17 protein-coding genes and 1 tRNA gene are annotated in these 15,834 nt (G+C 66.4%); 12 read left to right on the top strand and 6 right to left on the bottom strand.

Annotated features, from left to right (window positions below):
- The first annotated feature begins 2 nt into the window (after positions 1–2).
- The 5 genes from J9314_RS09700 to J9314_RS09680 all read left to right on the top strand — a co-directional run bounded on the left by J9314_RS09700 (position 3) and on the right by J9314_RS09680 (position 5,265).
- Positions 3–1,292, top strand: coding sequence for an acetyl-CoA C-acetyltransferase (locus J9314_RS09700; RefSeq protein WP_210602238.1), 1,290 nt, complete (start codon positions 3–5; stop codon positions 1,290–1,292).
- The gene (locus tag J9314_RS09695; protein ID WP_210602237.1) at positions 1,289–2,641 is read left to right on the top strand and encodes a 3-oxoacyl-ACP reductase; all 1,353 of its coding nucleotides are present in this window, start codon (positions 1,289–1,291) and stop codon (positions 2,639–2,641) included. The genes J9314_RS09700 and J9314_RS09695 overlap by 4 nt, the downstream gene beginning before the upstream one ends.
- Positions 2,641–3,492 carry a MaoC/PaaZ C-terminal domain-containing protein gene (locus J9314_RS09690; protein WP_246490314.1) on the top strand — a complete coding sequence of 284 codons (852 nt, stop codon included), beginning with the start codon at positions 2,641–2,643 and terminating at the stop codon, positions 3,490–3,492. The genes J9314_RS09695 and J9314_RS09690 overlap by 1 nt, the downstream gene beginning before the upstream one ends.
- A gap of 81 nt (positions 3,493–3,573) precedes the next feature.
- Positions 3,574–3,661, top strand: a tRNA-Leu gene (locus J9314_RS09685).
- A 296-nt stretch (positions 3,662–3,957) separates the two neighbouring features.
- Positions 3,958–5,265: a M20/M25/M40 family metallo-hydrolase gene (locus J9314_RS09680; RefSeq protein WP_246490313.1), complete on the top strand. Its 1,308-nt coding sequence runs from the start codon at positions 3,958–3,960 to the stop codon at positions 5,263–5,265.
- Here the strand turns inward: J9314_RS09680 and J9314_RS09675 are convergent.
- Positions 5,219–6,196: a DMT family transporter gene (locus J9314_RS09675; protein WP_210602235.1), complete on the bottom strand. Its 978-nt coding sequence runs from the start codon at positions 6,194–6,196 to the stop codon at positions 5,219–5,221. The genes J9314_RS09680 and J9314_RS09675 overlap by 47 nt on opposite strands.
- A gap of 10 nt (positions 6,197–6,206) precedes the next feature.
- On the bottom strand, positions 6,207–6,410 hold the full coding sequence (locus J9314_RS09670; protein WP_246490312.1) for a DUF5703 family protein: 204 nt from the start codon (positions 6,408–6,410) through the stop codon (positions 6,207–6,209).
- 37 nt (positions 6,411–6,447) lie between these two features.
- Here J9314_RS09670 and J9314_RS09665 point away from each other — a divergent pair, with 37 nt between their 5' ends.
- Positions 6,448–7,143 (top strand): histidine phosphatase family protein, encoded by a 696-nt coding sequence (locus J9314_RS09665; RefSeq protein ID WP_210602234.1) that lies wholly within the window; start codon positions 6,448–6,450, stop codon positions 7,141–7,143.
- 71 nt (positions 7,144–7,214) lie between these two features.
- Here J9314_RS09665 and J9314_RS09660 read toward each other — a convergent pair whose 3' ends face one another.
- Positions 7,215–8,048: an undecaprenyl-diphosphate phosphatase gene (locus J9314_RS09660; protein WP_210602233.1), complete on the bottom strand. Its 834-nt coding sequence runs from the start codon at positions 8,046–8,048 to the stop codon at positions 7,215–7,217.
- A gap of 68 nt (positions 8,049–8,116) precedes the next feature.
- Here J9314_RS09660 and J9314_RS09655 point away from each other — a divergent pair, with 68 nt between their 5' ends.
- Complete coding sequence (locus J9314_RS09655; protein ID WP_210602232.1) at positions 8,117–9,016, top strand: aldo/keto reductase; 900 nt, start codon at positions 8,117–8,119, stop codon at positions 9,014–9,016.
- Positions 9,017–9,068: 52 nt separating this feature from the next.
- Here the strand turns inward: J9314_RS09655 and J9314_RS09650 are convergent, their stop codons facing one another.
- Positions 9,069–9,329 (bottom strand): hypothetical protein, encoded by a 261-nt coding sequence (locus J9314_RS09650; RefSeq protein WP_181273722.1) that lies wholly within the window; start codon positions 9,327–9,329, stop codon positions 9,069–9,071.
- Positions 9,330–9,386: 57 nt separating this feature from the next.
- Between J9314_RS09650 and J9314_RS09645 the strand changes: the two genes are divergently transcribed.
- From J9314_RS09645 to mshC, 3 genes are all read left to right on the top strand, one after another.
- Positions 9,387–9,950 (top strand): DUF3090 domain-containing protein, encoded by a 564-nt coding sequence (locus J9314_RS09645; protein WP_181273723.1) that lies wholly within the window; start codon positions 9,387–9,389, stop codon positions 9,948–9,950.
- Positions 9,951–9,956: 6 nt separating this feature from the next.
- On the top strand, positions 9,957–10,769 hold the full coding sequence (locus tag J9314_RS09640) for an SCO1664 family protein (protein WP_210602231.1): 813 nt from the start codon (positions 9,957–9,959) through the stop codon (positions 10,767–10,769).
- Positions 10,770–10,844: 75 nt separating this feature from the next.
- Positions 10,845–12,104, top strand: coding sequence for a cysteine--1-D-myo-inosityl 2-amino-2-deoxy-alpha-D-glucopyranoside ligase (gene mshC, locus J9314_RS09635; protein WP_210602230.1), 1,260 nt, complete (start codon positions 10,845–10,847; stop codon positions 12,102–12,104).
- A gap of 40 nt (positions 12,105–12,144) precedes the next feature.
- Here mshC and J9314_RS09630 read toward each other — a convergent pair whose 3' ends face one another.
- Entirely contained in the window at positions 12,145–12,975 is an 831-nt protein-coding gene (locus J9314_RS09630; RefSeq protein WP_210602229.1) for a proteasome assembly chaperone family protein, read from the bottom strand.
- A gap of 22 nt (positions 12,976–12,997) precedes the next feature.
- On the opposite strand from J9314_RS09630, the gene J9314_RS09625 reads away from it, so the two are divergent.
- On the top strand, positions 12,998–13,669 hold the full coding sequence (locus J9314_RS09625; protein WP_210602228.1) for an HAD family hydrolase: 672 nt from the start codon (positions 12,998–13,000) through the stop codon (positions 13,667–13,669).
- A gap of 31 nt (positions 13,670–13,700) precedes the next feature.
- Here the strand turns inward: J9314_RS09625 and J9314_RS09620 are convergent, their stop codons facing one another.
- Positions 13,701–14,510 carry a RecB family exonuclease gene (locus J9314_RS09620; RefSeq protein ID WP_210602227.1) on the bottom strand — a complete coding sequence of 270 codons (810 nt, stop codon included), beginning with the start codon at positions 14,508–14,510 and terminating at the stop codon, positions 13,701–13,703.
- A gap of 128 nt (positions 14,511–14,638) precedes the next feature.
- Between J9314_RS09620 and J9314_RS09615 the strand changes: the two genes are divergently transcribed.
- Positions 14,639–15,799, top strand: coding sequence for a site-2 protease family protein (locus tag J9314_RS09615; protein WP_181273729.1), 1,161 nt, complete (start codon positions 14,639–14,641; stop codon positions 15,797–15,799).
- Positions 15,800–15,834: the final 35 nt, after the last annotated feature.

The following is a 15,834-nucleotide window of genomic DNA, read 5'->3' as shown; positions in this document are numbered from 1 at the left end:
ACATGTCCGCTCCCAGTCAACGAGCCGTCATCCTCGGCGGCAACCGCATTCCCTTTGCGCGCTCGAACAAGCAGTACTCGAAGGCGACGAATCTCGATATGCTCACCTCGGCCATCGACGGGCTCACCGCTCGCTTCGGGCTGGCCGGGGAGCGCATCGGCGAAGTCTCCGGAGGTGCGGTCCTCAAGCACTCGAAGGACTTCAACCTCACCCGTGAAGCCGTACTCGGCTCCGCGCTGGCCCCGACGACTCCGGCCTTCGACCTCGGCCAGGCCTGTGCCACCGGACTCGAGGCGGTCGTCAGCCTGAACAACAAGATCAACGCCGGTCAGATCGAATCCGGCATCGCTTCGGGCGTCGACTCGACCTCCGATGCTCCCATCGTCATCGACGATTCGATGCGCGAGATCCTCCTCGAGCTCAACCGTGCGAAGACGATGGTCCAGCGGGCGAAGATCGCCGCGCAGATCCGGCCTGCCTATCTCGCCCCGCAGGCACCGAGCACGGGGGAGCCGCGCACCGGCCTGAGCATGGGCGAGCACCAAGCGATCACCACCGCCGAATGGGGAATCACTCGGCAGGCACAGGACGAACTCGCCGTGGCCAGCCATCAGAACCTCGCGGCGGCCTGGGACTCCGGGTTCTTCGACGATCTCACCACGTCCTACCTCGGCGTCAGCCGGGACACGAACCTGCGTGGCGACTCGAACATGGAGTCCATGGCCAAGCTCTCACCGGTGTTCGGCAAGCGACTGGCCGCCGAAGCGACCATGACTGCCGGCAACTCGACACCGCTGACCGACGGTGCCTCCTCGGTGCTGCTCGGCAGTGAGGACTGGGCGGCCGAACACGGGTTCACGCCGTTGGCCCGCCTCGTCGATGCCGAAGCTGCCGCCGTCGACTTCGTCGACGGAGCCGAGGGCCTGCTCATGGCTCCTGCCTACGCTGTGCCGCGTCTGCTCGCCCGCAACGGCCTGACCTTCGATGACTTCGATGTCTTCGAAATCCATGAGGCCTTCGCGTCCACCGTGCTCTCGCACCTGGCGGCGTGGGAGTCCGAAGAGTTCTGCCGCGAGAAGGCGGGACTCGATCAGGCCCTGGGCAGCATCGACCGCGACAAGCTCAACCCGCTGGGCTCGAGCCTCGCCGCCGGTCACCCCTTCGCGGCCACCGGTGGGCGCATCATCGCCACCACCGCCAAATACCTCAAGACAACCGGCAAGAAGAGGTCGCTGGTCTCGATCTGCGCAGCAGGCGGCCAGGGACTCACCGCGATCGTGGAGGCAGCATGAAAGACACCTATCTCTCCCTCGTCAACGGACCGCTGAAGCAGGTGGCGAAGACCCTCGGACTGCCGCAGCCGGTCGAACTCAACCGCTTCGGCTCCACACCGGCCAGCTACACGAACAAGCCGGTCCTCGTCCTCGGTTCCGGCCCCGGCGCTCAGAACCTCGCCGACCTGCTGCTGGAGAACGGGCTCGAGGTGCGGCGCAACGCCCAATCCGGTGAGAAGCTGCGGGCGATCATCGCCGTCCTCGACGATGCGAAGTCCCCGGCCGACCTCTCACCCATCGTCCTCGAGGCCGGTGCGGCGCTGCGCTCACTGGCACCCTGCGGTCGCGTGATCACCGTCTCCACCGTACCGGATGCGAAGAACCAGACCCCCGAGCTCGCCGCCGCCGCGCAGGGAATCACGGGCTTCACCCGTTCGGTCGCCCACGAGATGCGTGCCGGCGCCACCGCCAACGGCATCCTGCTGGACGGCGTCGACCTCACCGCGCCCTCGGTGGCGGCCGCGCTGTGGTTCCTTCTCTCGGGCAAGTCGGCATATGTGTCCGGCCAGTTCCTCACCGTCTCCTCCGACGCGGGGGAGCGGCTCGGCCTCGACGCCTTCATGTCCACCGGTGCGAACGGACCCCTGGCCGGCCGGCGCGCCGTGGTCACGGGTGCCGCGCGCGGAATCGGCGCGGCGATCGCCCGCAACCTCGCCCGCGACGGCGCCTACGTCATCGGCGTCGACATGCCCCAGGCCGGTCAGGCTCTGGCGCAGGTGACGAATGAGATCGGCGGCAAGTCCGTCCAACTCGACATCACCGCCGCCGATGCCGCCGAGAAGATCGCCGAGGCGGTCGGGGGACCCGTCGACATCCTCGTCCACAACGCCGGCATCACCCGCGACAAGATGCTCGCGAACATGGACGCCGGGCGCTGGGACTCTGTCATCGCAGTCAACATCGCCGCGCAGACGATGATCAACGCCCACCTGGCGGAGAAAGGCCTCTTCGCCGACGGTGCTCAGGTCGTGTCGCTGGCCTCGACCTCGGGCATCGCCGGCAACCGCGGACAGACGAACTACGCGACCTCCAAGGCCGGCGTCATCGGACTCACGGCCGCCTCGGCGGAGGAATTCGCCGGACGGAAGGGATCGATCAACGCCGTCGCACCGGGATTCATCGAAACCGACATGACCGCGAAGATGCCGACGCTGACCCGCCAGGTCGCGCGCCGGCTCTCGAGCCTGCAGCAGGGCGGTCAGCCCGTCGACGTGGCCGAGGCCATCGGGTTCCTCGCCTCGAGCGGAGCCCGCGGCATCAACGGTGAGACCCTGCGCGTGTGCGGGCAGAACATGGTGGGTGCCTGATGGCCGAATCGATGTTCCCGGTCTACGGCCGCGCCCTGCTCAAAACCCTGCCCATCGGTCCGCGGACGAGCCCCGAGCTGCCGGAGCGGTCCATCGACCGCAGCGTTCCGCTCGAGCCGGTCGCCTATGCCGGATTCGCCCATGTGATCCGGCAGACCCTCGGTGACACCGTCCATCCCGGATACCTGCACATCCTCGCGTTCCCGCTGAGCATGCAGCTGCTGGCCGATCCCGAGGTGCCGCTGCCGATGCTGGGCATGGTCCACATCCACAACCGGGTCGACATGCTCGCTCCGGTGCACCTCGGCGACGTCGTGGACTACCACCTCGAACTCGCCGGTCCCTTCGAACACACGAAGGGCACGACGATCGAGGTCCGCGTCGACGCGAAGGTCGACGGCCGTCCGGTGATGAGCGAGGTCTCCACGTACCTGGCCAAGGGCCGGAAGCTGCCCGGCGCGGAGTCGAAGGCGCAGGTCCCGCATGCGGAGTTCGATGCTCCGCAGCCGACTGCTCTGTGGCGTCTCGATCCGATCATCGGACAGCGGTATGCACAGGTCTCCGGGGACTACAATCCGATCCATCTCAACGGCCTCGCAGCCAAGGGATTCGGCTTCCCGCGGCAGATCGCCCACGGCATGTACACCGCCTCCCGCGCGCTGTCGGCGATGGATCCGCGCCTGGATGCCTACCGCTGGGATGTGTCCTTCGCGAAGCCGATCCTGCTGCCGGGCACGGTCGGATACGCCTTGACCGAGGGGCAGCGCCACGAGGCATCACGGTCGGCGGTCTTCGACCTCAAGTCGGGGAAGCCCCACGTGCTCTCGCAGGTCGCGTACCTGGAGAAATAGCCTTTTCAGTGCAGTGCGTCACAATTGCCGATTTCGATTTTGCGCGACGGGAACTCGCATGTAGAGTTATCTCTGTTGCCAGCGCGGGTGGCGGAATTGGTAGACGCGCTAGCTTGAGGTGCTAGTGCCCAACTTATCGGGCGTGGGGGTTCAAGTCCCCCTCCGCGCACAACGAGGTTGGCCTCCGGATTTCGATCCGGGGGCCATCTTCTATTCCCGCCGAGGTTGTCCGAGTGCGGTTCACGTAAGACGCGAACCCGACTGTAGGCCAGATGTGCACACGCAGTGCATAAGAACAGTACGTATGCACGTCTGATGTACAGTCACGCAGCGGGATGCTGCTCGGACCGATGCGGACGGACCCGTATCGGCGACGACTGTGGGATACGGTGGAGGCAAACAGCCGGATCGCCGAGCCGGACCACCGCGTCGAGGCATGGTCCGCTCACACCGAAGGGAGCCACCGTGGTTCATTTCAGCGCCGCCGAAGCCGAGGTCACCGACCTCTGCCAGCAGCTCATCCGCATCGACACGCAGAACTGGGGCGGCAACAAGGCCAACCCCGAGCTGCCGGCCGCCGAGCTCATCGCCTCCTGGTTCGCCGAGGTTGATCTTCCTTCCGAGATCGTCGAATCCTCGCCCGGTCGCGCCAATATCGTCGCCCGGGTCAAGGGCAGCGATCCGCACGCCCCGGCACTGGTCGTGCACGGCCACACCGACGTCGTCCCCGCCGCGGCCGAGGACTGGAGCGTCGATCCCTTCGAGGGCGTCATCAAGGACGGCCTGCTCTGGGGCCGCGGCGCGGTGGACATGAAGGACATGGACGCGATGATCATCGCCTCGGTGCGGGCAATGCAGCGTCAGGGCCTGCAGCCTCGGCGTGACCTCATCATCGCCTTCTTCGCCGACGAGGAGGCCGGAGGCAACTACGGCGCCCGGCATATGGTCCGCAATCGCCCCGAACTCTTCTCCGGCGCCACCGAAGCGATCTCCGAGGTCGGCGGATACTCCGTCGACATCCGCGGCCAACGGGTCTACCTCATCCAGACCGCGGAGAAGGGGCTGGCCTGGCTCAACCTCATCGCCCACGGCACCGCCGGTCACGGTTCGCAGCGCAACGACGACAACCCGGTCACCCGCTTGGCCTCGGCGATCTCGCGCATCGGCAGCCACCCGTGGCCCCAGGACATCCCGCTGGCGACCCGCCAGCTGCTCGAAGGCGTCTCCGAGCTGACCGGCATCGAGTTCCGGTCCGAGACGATCCCGCAGCTGCTGGCCGAGCTCGGCTCCGTTGAGAAGTTCGTCGCCCCGACCCTGCAGAACACCTCGAATCCGTCGTTCCTCGACGCCGGCTACAAGCACAACGTCATCCCCGGCACGGCCACCGGCTACGTCGACTGCCGCACCCTGCCGGGCCAGCACGAAGACGTCATGTTGAAAATCAAGGAGCTCGCGGGGGAGGGCGTCGACATCAGCGCTGAGGATGAGGGCGAGGCCCTCGAAGCCCCGTACGACACTCCTCTGGTCGAGCAGATGAAGGCGAGCCTGCTCGCCGACGATCCTTCCGCGAAGGTGCTTCCCTACACGCTCTCCGGCGGCACGGACAATAAGTCCATGGCCGAGCTCGGCATCACCGGCTACGGCTTCGCACCCCTGCAGCTGACCGGCGATCTCGACTTCCCCGCGATGTTCCACGGCGTGGACGAACGGGTGCCGATCTCCGCGCTCAAGTTCGGGACGAGGGTCCTCGGGGACTTCCTGCTGAAGGCGTGATCGTCACCGCGATCCCGACGAGCACACCGAGCGCGCTGATGACTGTCGTCGTGCTCACCAGGGATCCGTCGACGGGTGTGAGCAGGTCCAGCAGCAGCGCACCCATGAGGTTGCCGAACAGTGAGAACAGGCTGAGCAGGAGCACGCCGAGGCGGGTGACCGTGAGCGAGGTGAGTCCGATGAAGATGACGCCCAAGGCTCCGCCGAGGAGGAACCACCACTGCGTGGGTTGAACCGGAAAGCCCGTCCACCGCACTCCGGCAGCCAGGATGATCGCGGAGACGAGAACCGTGGCTGCCAGGCCGACCGCGAAATTCACCGTCGTGGCCACGACGGCAGAGTTCGTCGCCGCCTTGATGCGACCGTTGCAGGCCTGCTGGACGGATGTCAGGGTGCCTGAGGCGAAGGGCAGCAGGGGAGCCCAAAGCGGAACTCCGAGGAGAAGTCGTTCCCTGGCGCCGTAGACAAGGGCGGCGAGGACGATGAGGACGCCGAGGATGCGCAGGAGGCTCAGCGACTGCCTGCCTCCCGGCGGCAGATGAGTGGAATCGACGATGAGGCCGCCGGTGACCTGACCCGAGACGAAGGCCATCGTGAACATCGCCACGCCCATGATCGGCACCGTCGTCGCCTGCGCGACGACGACCAGGGCTCCGCTGAGCCCGCCGAGGAGCGTCCACCAGGGCATCGTACCGGTGCGCACGAGTCTGATGAGCACGATCGCCGCCCGGCCGGAACGTCGTGAGCTCACCAGCACCGTGCCGACGATGAGCAGGCCGATGACGAATGAGACGAGCGCGGCGAAGACCGCGTGTCCGAGGACAGGACCGAGGAAGGAATTGGCGCGTCCCTGCAGGGACATCGCGGCCCCGGCGATGATCGTGACGACACCGGCGACGAGGACGGGAAGGAGCGAAGAGGGCGACCTCACCGGGTGGGGATCAGGCGCTCTGCGTCAGCGGCATGATCTTGCGGCGCAGCCACACCGTGCGCACTCCGCCGACGGAGATGCGGGTGCGGGCGAGCTCCCATTTGCCGTATTCCGCTTCGTCATTGAGCTCCTGCAGGCTGACCGAACGCGGGACATCCCGGGAGAACGAGACCTTCCGGAACTCGTAGGTCATACGTGGTCGCTGACGTTTCATAGGCCCACCCTAGACGATCTGGGCTAGTCTTGATGGCATGCCCGTCATCGTACTTCTGCGGCACGGCATCTCCAGTGCCAACACGGCAGGAATCCTGGCCGGACGTGCCCCCGGCGTGTCGCTGACCGACGAGGGAGTCAGTGCGCTCGAAGCGAATCTCGCACTGCTGCCGCACCGCCGATTCTCCCGACTCCTCCATTCGCCGCTCACCCGATGCGTCGAGACCGCCGCGATCGCCCAGAAGACCGTCGAGAGCGATGTCGTCGGCGTCGACCAGGCCTTCGTCGAACTCGACTACGGGGACTGGACGGGACGCGAACTCAAGGTGCTGGGACGGGAACCGCTGTGGGAGACCGTGCTCAAGACTCCCTCGAAGGCGCGGTTCCCCGGAGGGGAATCCATCGCCGAGGCTGCGCGGCGATCCGCGTCCCGCATCGCTGAGATCGTCGCCGAGCTCAAGGCAGAAGAGGATCGCGAGCGCGCAGAGGCGGGGGAGACGGAAACGAAGGCGCCACCTCGCTGGGCGATGATCGTCTCCCACGGCGACATCATCAAGGCGATCGTCGCCGACGCCCTGGGCATGCCTCTCGATGACTTCCAGCGGCTGAGCGTGGCACCTGGTTCGTTCACCGTCATCGACCATTCGGGCGATCGGCCGGTGCTCGCCGCGATGTCGGTCACCGCCGCCGGTCTCGCCCAATCGAATACTGTCGGCGGCGGCGGAATGCGCTGATCCCGGCATTCGCGGACGAAGACCGGGATCAGACCGATTCGAAATGTGCGGCAGCAGGCCGCGCTGATCCCTCAGACGGCGGCGAGGACTCCGGTGCCGAGCAGAATGTAGAGCACGATGCCCAAGGCCACGCGGTACCAGACGAAGATGCCGAAGGACCTCGTCTGCACATACTTCAGGAACCAGTGGATGACGACGAGGCCGAGCCCGAAGGAGATGAGTGTGGCGAGTGCCGTCGGTCCCCAGCCGAGCACCATGTCCGTGCTGCCGAGGCTCTTGTAGACGCTGAAGAAGCCGGACCCCACGACGGCGGGGATGGCGAGCAGGAACGAGTACCGCGCCGCCTCGGGGCGGGAGAAGCCCATGAATCGTCCGGCCATGATCGTGCCGCCGGACCGGGAGACGCCGGGAACGAGGGCGAGCGACTGGGCGAGCCCGAAGAGCAGGCCCTGCCCCCAGGTCATGCCGTCCAAGGTCCGCTCCTTCTTCCCCACCCAGTCAGCGAGACCGATGACGAGGCCGAAGACGATGAGCATCGTCGCGGTGATCCACAGGCTGCGCAGCGCTCCCTCGATGGCGTCCTGGAAGAGGAGGCCGAGCACGACGATGGGAATCGAACCGATGATGATCAGCCAGCCCAGCCGCACCTCGGGGTCTCTGCGGTCGTGCCGACCGACCAGGGCCTTGCACCACTTGGAGATGATCGAGACGATATCGCGCCAGAAATAGACGACCACGGCCGCCTCTGTGCCGATCTGGATGATCGCGGTGAAGAACGCACCAGGGTCGTCACCGGGGAGCATGAGCTCACCGACGATGCGCACATGCGCCGAGGATGAGATCGGGAGGAACTCGGTGAGTGCCTGCACGATTCCGAGCACGGCAGCGACCAGCCAGTCGTACATACGACTCCTTGTGAAAGTGGGTGGGAACGCAACCACGGTAGTCGGCTGATCGGGTAACCTCAAGAAGCATGAAGCACCAACGCATCGGCCAGACCGGACTCGACGTCAGCGATGTGGGTCTCGGGACCTTCGAATGGGGTCACCGGGTCGACGCCCAGGCCGCCCAACGACTCGTCGAGGAGTACAACGATGCAGGTGGGAACCTCGTCGAGCTGCCCAGTGCGCATCATTTCGCCGCCGAGGTGATCGCCCAGCTGAGACTTCCCGAAGAGATGCTGATGATGGCCCGTGTGGGCGTGTCCATGAGTGAGACGGACCACATCGAGGTCGGTCTCGGACGGGCACGGATCCTGTCCCAGGTCGACTCTCTGCTGCGCAGCATCGGTCGGGGCCACCTCGACGTGCTCGTCCTCGACGTCTTCGATGCGGACGTCGACAGGGCGGAGACCGCCTCGGCGATCGACACGCTGCTCACGCTCGGAAAGATCCGCTACGTCGGCGTCTCCCACCACACCGGCTGGCAGCTCGCGGAGATGCGCGGAGCCGGGATCCCGATCTCGTGCGCTGTGGCCGAGTACTCACTGCTCAACCGGGCGGCCGAGGACGATCTCGTCCCCGCCGCCGACTACGCAGGGGTGGGACTCATCGCCGGTGCCGGCCTCGGCCGCGGCGTGCTCACGGACAAATATCGGAATGCGACCCCGCAGGACTCCCGGCTGGCCGGGGAACTCGCGGACTATGTCACGGAGTATCTCGACGATGGGTCGAACCGGGTGCTCGCCGGGGTGCGTCGGGCCGCCTCGGCGCTCGGCGTGTCGACGACGGACATCGCGTTGGCCTTCAACCGGCATCGCGGCGTGACATGCACCCTCGTCTCTCCGCGCACATCGTCCCAGCTCGCCGAGATCACCGGCAGCGACGTCGATCTGGCCGACGAGATCGCCGAGGTGCTCGAGCAGATCTCCTGATTCCCGGGCGGATCTGTGATCCCGGGGCAGATCCGCTCAAGCGGAATCGAGCTCAGTCGTCCTCGTCGTCCTCGGGCCCGAACACGTCGTCATCGTCCTTCGCGTCCTCGACGTCGTCGAAGAGCTCGAAGGGAGTCACCTCGTCGAATGCGGTGTAGATCGCATCTTCGTAGATTTCGAAGGCGTCGGCCAATGCCATATAAGCCGCTTCGACTCTGGGGTCTTGGTCTCCGGTGCGGTGTGCGGATGCAGCGTAGTGCTCTCTCACTGCTTCGAGGAATGCGTCCAGGGCCTCACGAGGATCAGTGCTCATGACTCAAATGTATCCCAGGCCGGAGTCACATGTAAGGGTTTCGACTAGGCTGAAGACATGGCAGCTCTGTACGACCACCCCACACCGGATCGTTTCGTCGTCGGCACGATCGGACTCCCGGGGGAGAGGACCTTCCTCCTCCAGGCGAAGTCGGGAAACTCACTGACGACCGTGGTCGTGGAGAAGGAGCAGGTGGAGATCCTCGCCGACCGCGTCACCGAACTGCTCGACATGGTGATGATCAAGGACCCCACCGCCCGGGTGCCGCAGACGGCACTTGATGATCGCATCGACAATGCCGGGCTGAATGTGCCGATCGAACCGGAGTTCCGCGTGGGCACCATGAGCCTGGGCTGGGACACCGTCAAACACGAACTCGTCATCGAATGCTTCGAACTCACCGAGGCCGACGCTCAGGCGGGCACCTCCGCGGACCCGGATGACGATGAGGTCGAACGCGAAGTGCTGCGCGTGGTCCTCGACGCGGCCGCCGCCCGCGAGTTCTCCCGCCGCGGAGAGCAGGTCGTCAGCGCCGGACGCGGCGACTGCCCGTTCTGCTCGCTCCCGCTCGAACCCGACGGTCACCTCTGCCCGCGGGCCAACGGGATCCCGCGCGCCTGACCAGTGATGGACCACAGCCTCCTCATCGACGCGCTCACGACCGGCGACTGGACCGAGATGGGATCGATCCCACGGGCCAGCAACGACACCCGACTGCTCGTGATCGAACACACCGGCCGCGCGTTCAAGGCCGTGTACAAGCCCATCTCCGGTGAACGACCGCTCCACGACTTCCCACCGGCGAGCCTCGCCCTGCGGGAGGTCGCAGCCTACCGACTCAGCTCGACTCTCGGCCTCGACGTGGTGCCGCCGACCGTGCTTCGCGATGATCTGCCCGCCGGCCGGGGTTCCCTGCAGGCCTATGTCGAATCCTCCGAGGACGAGGAGGCCGTGACCCTGAGCGCGGTGACCACGATCCCGCCCGATCACGTCCCGATCTTCGCTCTGCGCACCGAGGACGGTCGCGACCTCGTGCTCTCACACAGTGTGTCCGAGGGGCTGCGGGCCGTCGCCTTCTTCGATCTGCTGGCCAACAACGCCGACCGGAAGGCCGGACACGTCATCACCGGCAGCTGTCTGCCGAGCATCGCCTCGTCCGACATCGGCATCTTCGGCATCGACAACGGTCTGACCTTCCACACCGAGGAGAAGCTGCGCACCGTGCTCTGGGGCTTCTCCCGAGCCTCTTTCCACGCCGACGAGATCGATGCCCTCGAATCAGTCGCTGCAATGGACGAGCCGCTGCGCTCCGCACTGGCCGACTGCCTGTCGGAGGCCGAACTGGAGGCCCTGTCCGACCGCGCCGCGGCCCTTCTGGCAGGGGAGTTCTTCCCCGAAGCGCCCGAAGACCGCACCGTCATCCCCTGGCCCCCGATCTGAGCGGCGGGAAGGGGTCAGAAGAGTCACGTCGGACCCGAAGTGCCGAACGCCGGTGACTCGGTTAGGCTGGGTGCCGTGAAGTCATGGCCCGAACCTCAACTGCCCCGTCTGACCAGCACCGGCAAGGTGCCCACAGTGTTCGACACGAGCTCCCGCAGCCCGCGCCGTCTGCGTGGCAAGGATCAGACGGCTCGCCTGTACGTCTGCGGCATCACCCCCTACGACGCGACGCATCTCGGGCATGCCGCCACCTACGTGGCCTTCGACCTGCTCAACCGCGTCTGGCGCGATGCCGGACTCGACGTCGTCTACGTACAGAACACGACCGATGTCGATGATCCGCTGCTCGAACGCGCCGACGCCACCGGTGTCGACTGGCGCGAACTCGCCTCCTCACAGATCCAGCTCTTCCGCGACGATATGGAAGCCCTGCGGGTGATCCCGCCGCGCGACTTCATCGGCGTCGTCGAATCCGTCGCCGAGATCGCCGCCGCCGTGCGCGACCTTGTCGCGAAGGGTGCGGCCTACACTCTCGAGAACGGCGATGTCTACTACCGCGTCTCGACCCCGATCACCCCGCCCTTCGGCACCGTCAGCCATGACGATGCGAAGACCATGGCGGAGCTGTCGGCAGAACGCGGCGGCGACCCGGACACCCCGGGCAAGGACAACCCGATCGACCCGCTGCTGTGGAGAGCCGAACGTGAGGGCGAACCCTCCTGGGACGGCGGAACGCTGGGACGCGGCCGCCCCGGCTGGCATGTCGAATGCACCGTCATCGTCGATGAGTACGCGGGTCTTCCCCTCGACGTGCAGGGCGGCGGCAACGACCTCATCTTCCCGCACCACGAGATGAGCGCGGCCCATGCCGCGGCCTGGCGGGACACTCCGATGGCGAAGACGTACATGCACACCGGCATGGTCGGCCTCGACGGCGAGAAGATGAGTAAGTCCAAGGGCAACCTCGTGCTCGTCTCCGAGCTGCGCGAACGCGGAGTCGACCCCATGGTCATCCGGACCGTGATCCTGGCCAATCACTACCGCACCGACTGGAGCTTCTCCGAGGACCAGCTCGAGGTCGCCGAGGCCCGCCTGCAGGCATGGCGACACGCCGCGAAATGCGAATCCGAATGCCGCGAGGGTCTGCGCGGACACATCATCGGCCTGCTCCGCGAGGCGCTGACAGATGATCTCGACAGTCCGCGGGCCCTGGGCATCCTCGATGAGTGGGCCGACCACTATGCCGATTCCGAAGGTGCTGAGTCCGATGCCGTCAGCGGCGACCGGGTCGCCGACGCGGTGGACGCGCTGCTCGGCATCCGTCTGCTCGACTGAGGGCACCGGCACTGAGGGCACCGGCGGGGGGAGGCCCGCCCTATTTCTCGCGGCCGCGTTTGCGCAGATAGCGTTCGAACTCGGCCGCGATCGCATCCCCGCTGGCCTCGGGCAGGTCAGCGGAGTCATTGAGCTCTTCGAGGCCCTTGACGAGCTCTGCCAGATTCGGGTTGAGGGACACGAGCTCATCGGCGCCGAGCTCCCACGCCCGGCTCTCCTCCTCGAGCACGTGGATGTCGACCTCCACTCCGGCGTATCGCTCGACGGCCTTGGCCAGGGCCAGTTCGGCCTTCGGCGACGGTGAGTCGGCCAGATAGTCCGGCACTCCCACCCACACGTTGATCGCCCGGACACCTCGCCACTGACAGGCCACACCGAGGAGTCCGAGGATCCCGATCGGCCCTTCGTAGCCGTTGGCATCGATGTCGAGATCCGCGGCCAGACCGGGGTCCTCGGTGTTGGCCACGACCGGCAGGGGGCGGGTATGCGGGACCTCGGCGTGCAGCCCGCCGAGGAGGACGACGGAATCCTCATCACCGACCTCGGCGAGGACGAGGGACAGGAACTCCCGCCACTTCAGTCCCGGTTCGTGACCGTGGATGACAGTGACCGGCAGTTCGCCGAGGTGGCCGCGATGCACGGCGACACCGGGCCATGCGATCGTCGCCGTCCCGTCCTCGTCGCGGATGATCTCCGGCTCGGAGAAGCGGAACTCGTAGAAGCCGTCGGTGTCGAGGATCTCGGAGTCGCTGAGATCCCAGACCTCGATGAGATCCTTGGCCAGCGAACTCGCCGCTTCCGAGGCGTCGGCATCCTGACCTTCGAAGGCGATGAAGACGAGTGCCCCGGACCCGGATGGAAGAAAGCTCATGGTTCAAGACTACGCTGGCACCATGACGAATTCTGCCGAAGCCTTCCCTGCCGCGGTCCTCTGGGACATGGACGGAACCCTGGTCGATACGGAGCCGTACTGGATCAGGGCCGAGACCGAACTGATGAACGCCCACGGCATTCCCTGGTCGGACGAGCAGGGGCTCGAATTCGTCGGCAACGAGCTCATCACCTCGGCGAGGATGATGCAGGACGCCGGCCTCGAACTGCCTGCCGAAGAGATCGTGACGACGCTGATGGATGCGGTGATCGATCAGATCCGCACCTCGGTGCCGTTCCGGCCCGGCGCCCTCGAACTCCTCGCCGAACTCGGGGCCGAGGGAATCCCCTGTGTGATGGTGACGATGTCGTACCGGCCGCTGGCCGAAGCGGTCATCGCCAGCTGTCCCGACGGCAGCTTTGCCGGGCTCATCGCCGGCGACGAGGTCTCCGCCGGCAAGCCCGACCCCGAGCCCTATCTCAAGGGTGCGGCCCTGCTCGGGTTCGACCCCGCCGAGTGTGTGGCCCTCGAGGATTCGAGGCCGGGTCTGGCCAGCGCCGAGGCGGCCGGGACGATCGCCGTGGGAGTGCCCCATCTCGTCGACCTCGAGCCCGAGCCGGGTCGGATCCTGTGGGACGGCCTCGACGGCAGAGGCATCGAGGACCTGCGCGCCCTGCGGAAGCATTCGGCCTAGCTTACGGAAGCCGTCGGCCAGGCCGGTCGCTTCAGACCCCGACGATCTTCGTGATCTCAGGAGTCGGCGGGGCCGTGTTGCCCCACGCCGGGCACAGCGGTTTGAAGGTGCACCAATTGCACAGCGGAGACTTCTTCGGCCGCCACCGATCGGCTTCGGCCGAGGCGATGATGTCCTTCCAGATCGCGTCGATCTCGAACTCGGTCTGCTCGATCTCGGTCATCGTCGGATGCGATTTGAGCACGCTGCGCGATCCCAGGTACATCAGCTGCAGCGTGTGGACGAGCTCGCCGGAGAGCCGGTAGACGACGAGGGCGTAGAACCCCATCTGGAACTTCGCCTCCCGTCCGTACTGGGGCTTCGGCTGTTTGCCCGTCTTGTAGTCGACGAGGCGCTTCTGCCCACCGGGAGCGACATCGACGCGGTCGATGAAGCCGCGCAGCTCGAGTCCGCTGTCCAATGTGGTGCGGACGAACTTCTCCGTCTCGTCCGGTTCGAGGTGCTCGGGGTACTCGAGAACGAAATAGGAGTCGATGAGGCGACGCGCTGATGTGAAGAACGTCTCCTTCTCCGACTCGTGCGCAAAGATCTCGAGCACCTCGGGATCCTTCTCCACGAGTTCGTCCCAGGCCGGCATCAGCATCGACTGAGCGAGTTCGGCGGTGCGGTCCGCAGCGGGGGCCGTGAACAGCTTCTCGAGCACCGCATGGACCACGGTGCCCCGGAAGGCGGCCTGCGACGGCGGCTCCGGCAGCCTGTCGACGCTGCGGAAGCGGAACTTCAGGGGGCATTGGATGAAGTCGTTGGCCCGGGAGGGCGAGAGACTGGTGAGCTCGGCCATATCACCACTGTAACGACCTGCACCGACACGACGTGGCGACCAGCGGCGACGGTGCCGTCGCTGTTAGGCTGAGTACCCGACACTCTGTGGACCTGCTGACCACGACTTCGACCGGAGGATTCCCTTCAATGGCCGCGAAAAACCACCAGCCCGGTGCGTCCTCGGGCCTGCGCCTGGGCACCGTCCTCGGCGCGCCGGTGATCCTGGCATGGTCGTGGTTCCTCGCCGCCATCGTCATCACGATCCTCTTCACCCCCTGGCTCAACCAGGTCCGCCCCGATCTGGGCGTCGGAGCCTGGTTCGTCGCCTTCGCCTACGCCGTCCTCCTCTTCGCCTCGGTGTTCCTCCACGAACTCGCGCACGGAGTGGCAGGACAGTTCTACGGACAGAAGGTCGCAGCCATCGAGCTCAACATCTGGGGCGGCTTCACCCGGTTCGAACCGCAGGTCGACAATCCGCGCGACAAGGCCGCGACGACGAGCTTCGTCATCTCCATCGTCGGCCCCATCGTCAACATCGTCCTCGCCCTGCTCGGATGGTGGGCGCTGAGCGCGGCCAGCCCGACCTCGGTGCCGTGGCTGCTGCTCATCGCGGTGACGTTCGCCAATGTCGCACTCGGGGCGATCAACCTGCTGCCGGGCATCCCGCTCGACGGAGGCTGGGCGCTGCAGGCGATCATGTGGCGCATCACCGGTTCCCAATACCTCGGCACGATCGTCGCGAGCTGGGTCGGACGCATCATCGCGATCGGATTCATCGGCTGGTCGGTCATCACCCCGCTGCTGGCCGGTCAGCGCCCGGCACCGCTGACGGTGGCCTGGATGTCGCTCATCGCGATCATGCTGTGGTTCTCCGCCGGAGACGCCGCCACCCACGCCAAACGGGCACGGAAGATGGAGACCTACGACCTCTCGCAGGTCATCCAGCCGGCGATCGCAGCGACCTGGGACGCCGACCTCGCCGACACCCTCGACTATGCGAACACTCTCGGCAATGCGAAGGAACGCACCCTCATCGTCGTCCTCGACCAGAAGGGCCTGCCCTATGGGCTCGTCGACCGGCATGCCGCCGCCGGCCGACTCGCCGAGACGCTCGAGGCCGTTCCCGCCGGCGAGGTGGCCCGACCGCTGGCCGGCTGGATCGGCGTGCCCAAGGACATCACCGCACCGCATCTGCTCGAATCGCTGACACATCGGCCCAAGGCACAGTTCAGCCTGGTCATGGACGGCAACACCCTTGTCGGGGTCATCGACCTCCAGGAGTTCTTCGACGAGCTGCTCGCCGCCTGAGCCGGTTGTGTGAGGCAATCCTCACCAGCGTAGAG

This window comes from Brevibacterium oceani (assembly GCF_017948325.1).
Lineage (GTDB): Bacteria > Actinomycetota > Actinomycetes > Actinomycetales > Brevibacteriaceae > Brevibacterium > Brevibacterium oceani.
Note: the sequence above shows the minus strand (reverse complement) of the source record. Positions and strands in the feature narration are given on the sequence as shown.

Coding starts and splice junctions, on each gene's coding strand:
- J9314_RS09660 (WP_210602233.1), bottom strand. CDS start 8,048: ATGTACGACTGGCTGGTCGCTGCCGTGCTCGGAATCGTGCAGGCACTC.
- J9314_RS09700 (WP_210602238.1), top strand. CDS start 3: ATGTCCGCTCCCAGTCAACGAGCCGTCATCCTCGGCGGCAACCGCATT.
- J9314_RS09640 (WP_210602231.1), top strand. CDS start 9,957: ATGGACCACAGCCTCCTCATCGACGCGCTCACGACCGGCGACTGGACC.
- J9314_RS09655 (WP_210602232.1), top strand. CDS start 8,117: ATGAAGCACCAACGCATCGGCCAGACCGGACTCGACGTCAGCGATGTG.
- J9314_RS09615 (WP_181273729.1), top strand. CDS start 14,639: ATGGCCGCGAAAAACCACCAGCCCGGTGCGTCCTCGGGCCTGCGCCTG.
- J9314_RS09625 (WP_210602228.1), top strand. CDS start 12,998: ATGACGAATTCTGCCGAAGCCTTCCCTGCCGCGGTCCTCTGGGACATG.
- J9314_RS09665 (WP_210602234.1), top strand. CDS start 6,448: ATGCCCGTCATCGTACTTCTGCGGCACGGCATCTCCAGTGCCAACACG.
- J9314_RS09645 (WP_181273723.1), top strand. CDS start 9,387: ATGGCAGCTCTGTACGACCACCCCACACCGGATCGTTTCGTCGTCGGC.
- J9314_RS09690 (WP_246490314.1), top strand. CDS start 2,641: ATGGCCGAATCGATGTTCCCGGTCTACGGCCGCGCCCTGCTCAAAACC.
- J9314_RS09620 (WP_210602227.1), bottom strand. CDS start 14,510: ATGGCCGAGCTCACCAGTCTCTCGCCCTCCCGGGCCAACGACTTCATC.
- J9314_RS09670 (WP_246490312.1), bottom strand. CDS start 6,410: ATGAAACGTCAGCGACCACGTATGACCTACGAGTTCCGGAAGGTCTCG.
- J9314_RS09695 (WP_210602237.1), top strand. CDS start 1,289: ATGAAAGACACCTATCTCTCCCTCGTCAACGGACCGCTGAAGCAGGTG.
- J9314_RS09650 (WP_181273722.1), bottom strand. CDS start 9,329: ATGAGCACTGATCCTCGTGAGGCCCTGGACGCATTCCTCGAAGCAGTG.
- J9314_RS09630 (WP_210602229.1), bottom strand. CDS start 12,975: ATGAGCTTTCTTCCATCCGGGTCCGGGGCACTCGTCTTCATCGCCTTC.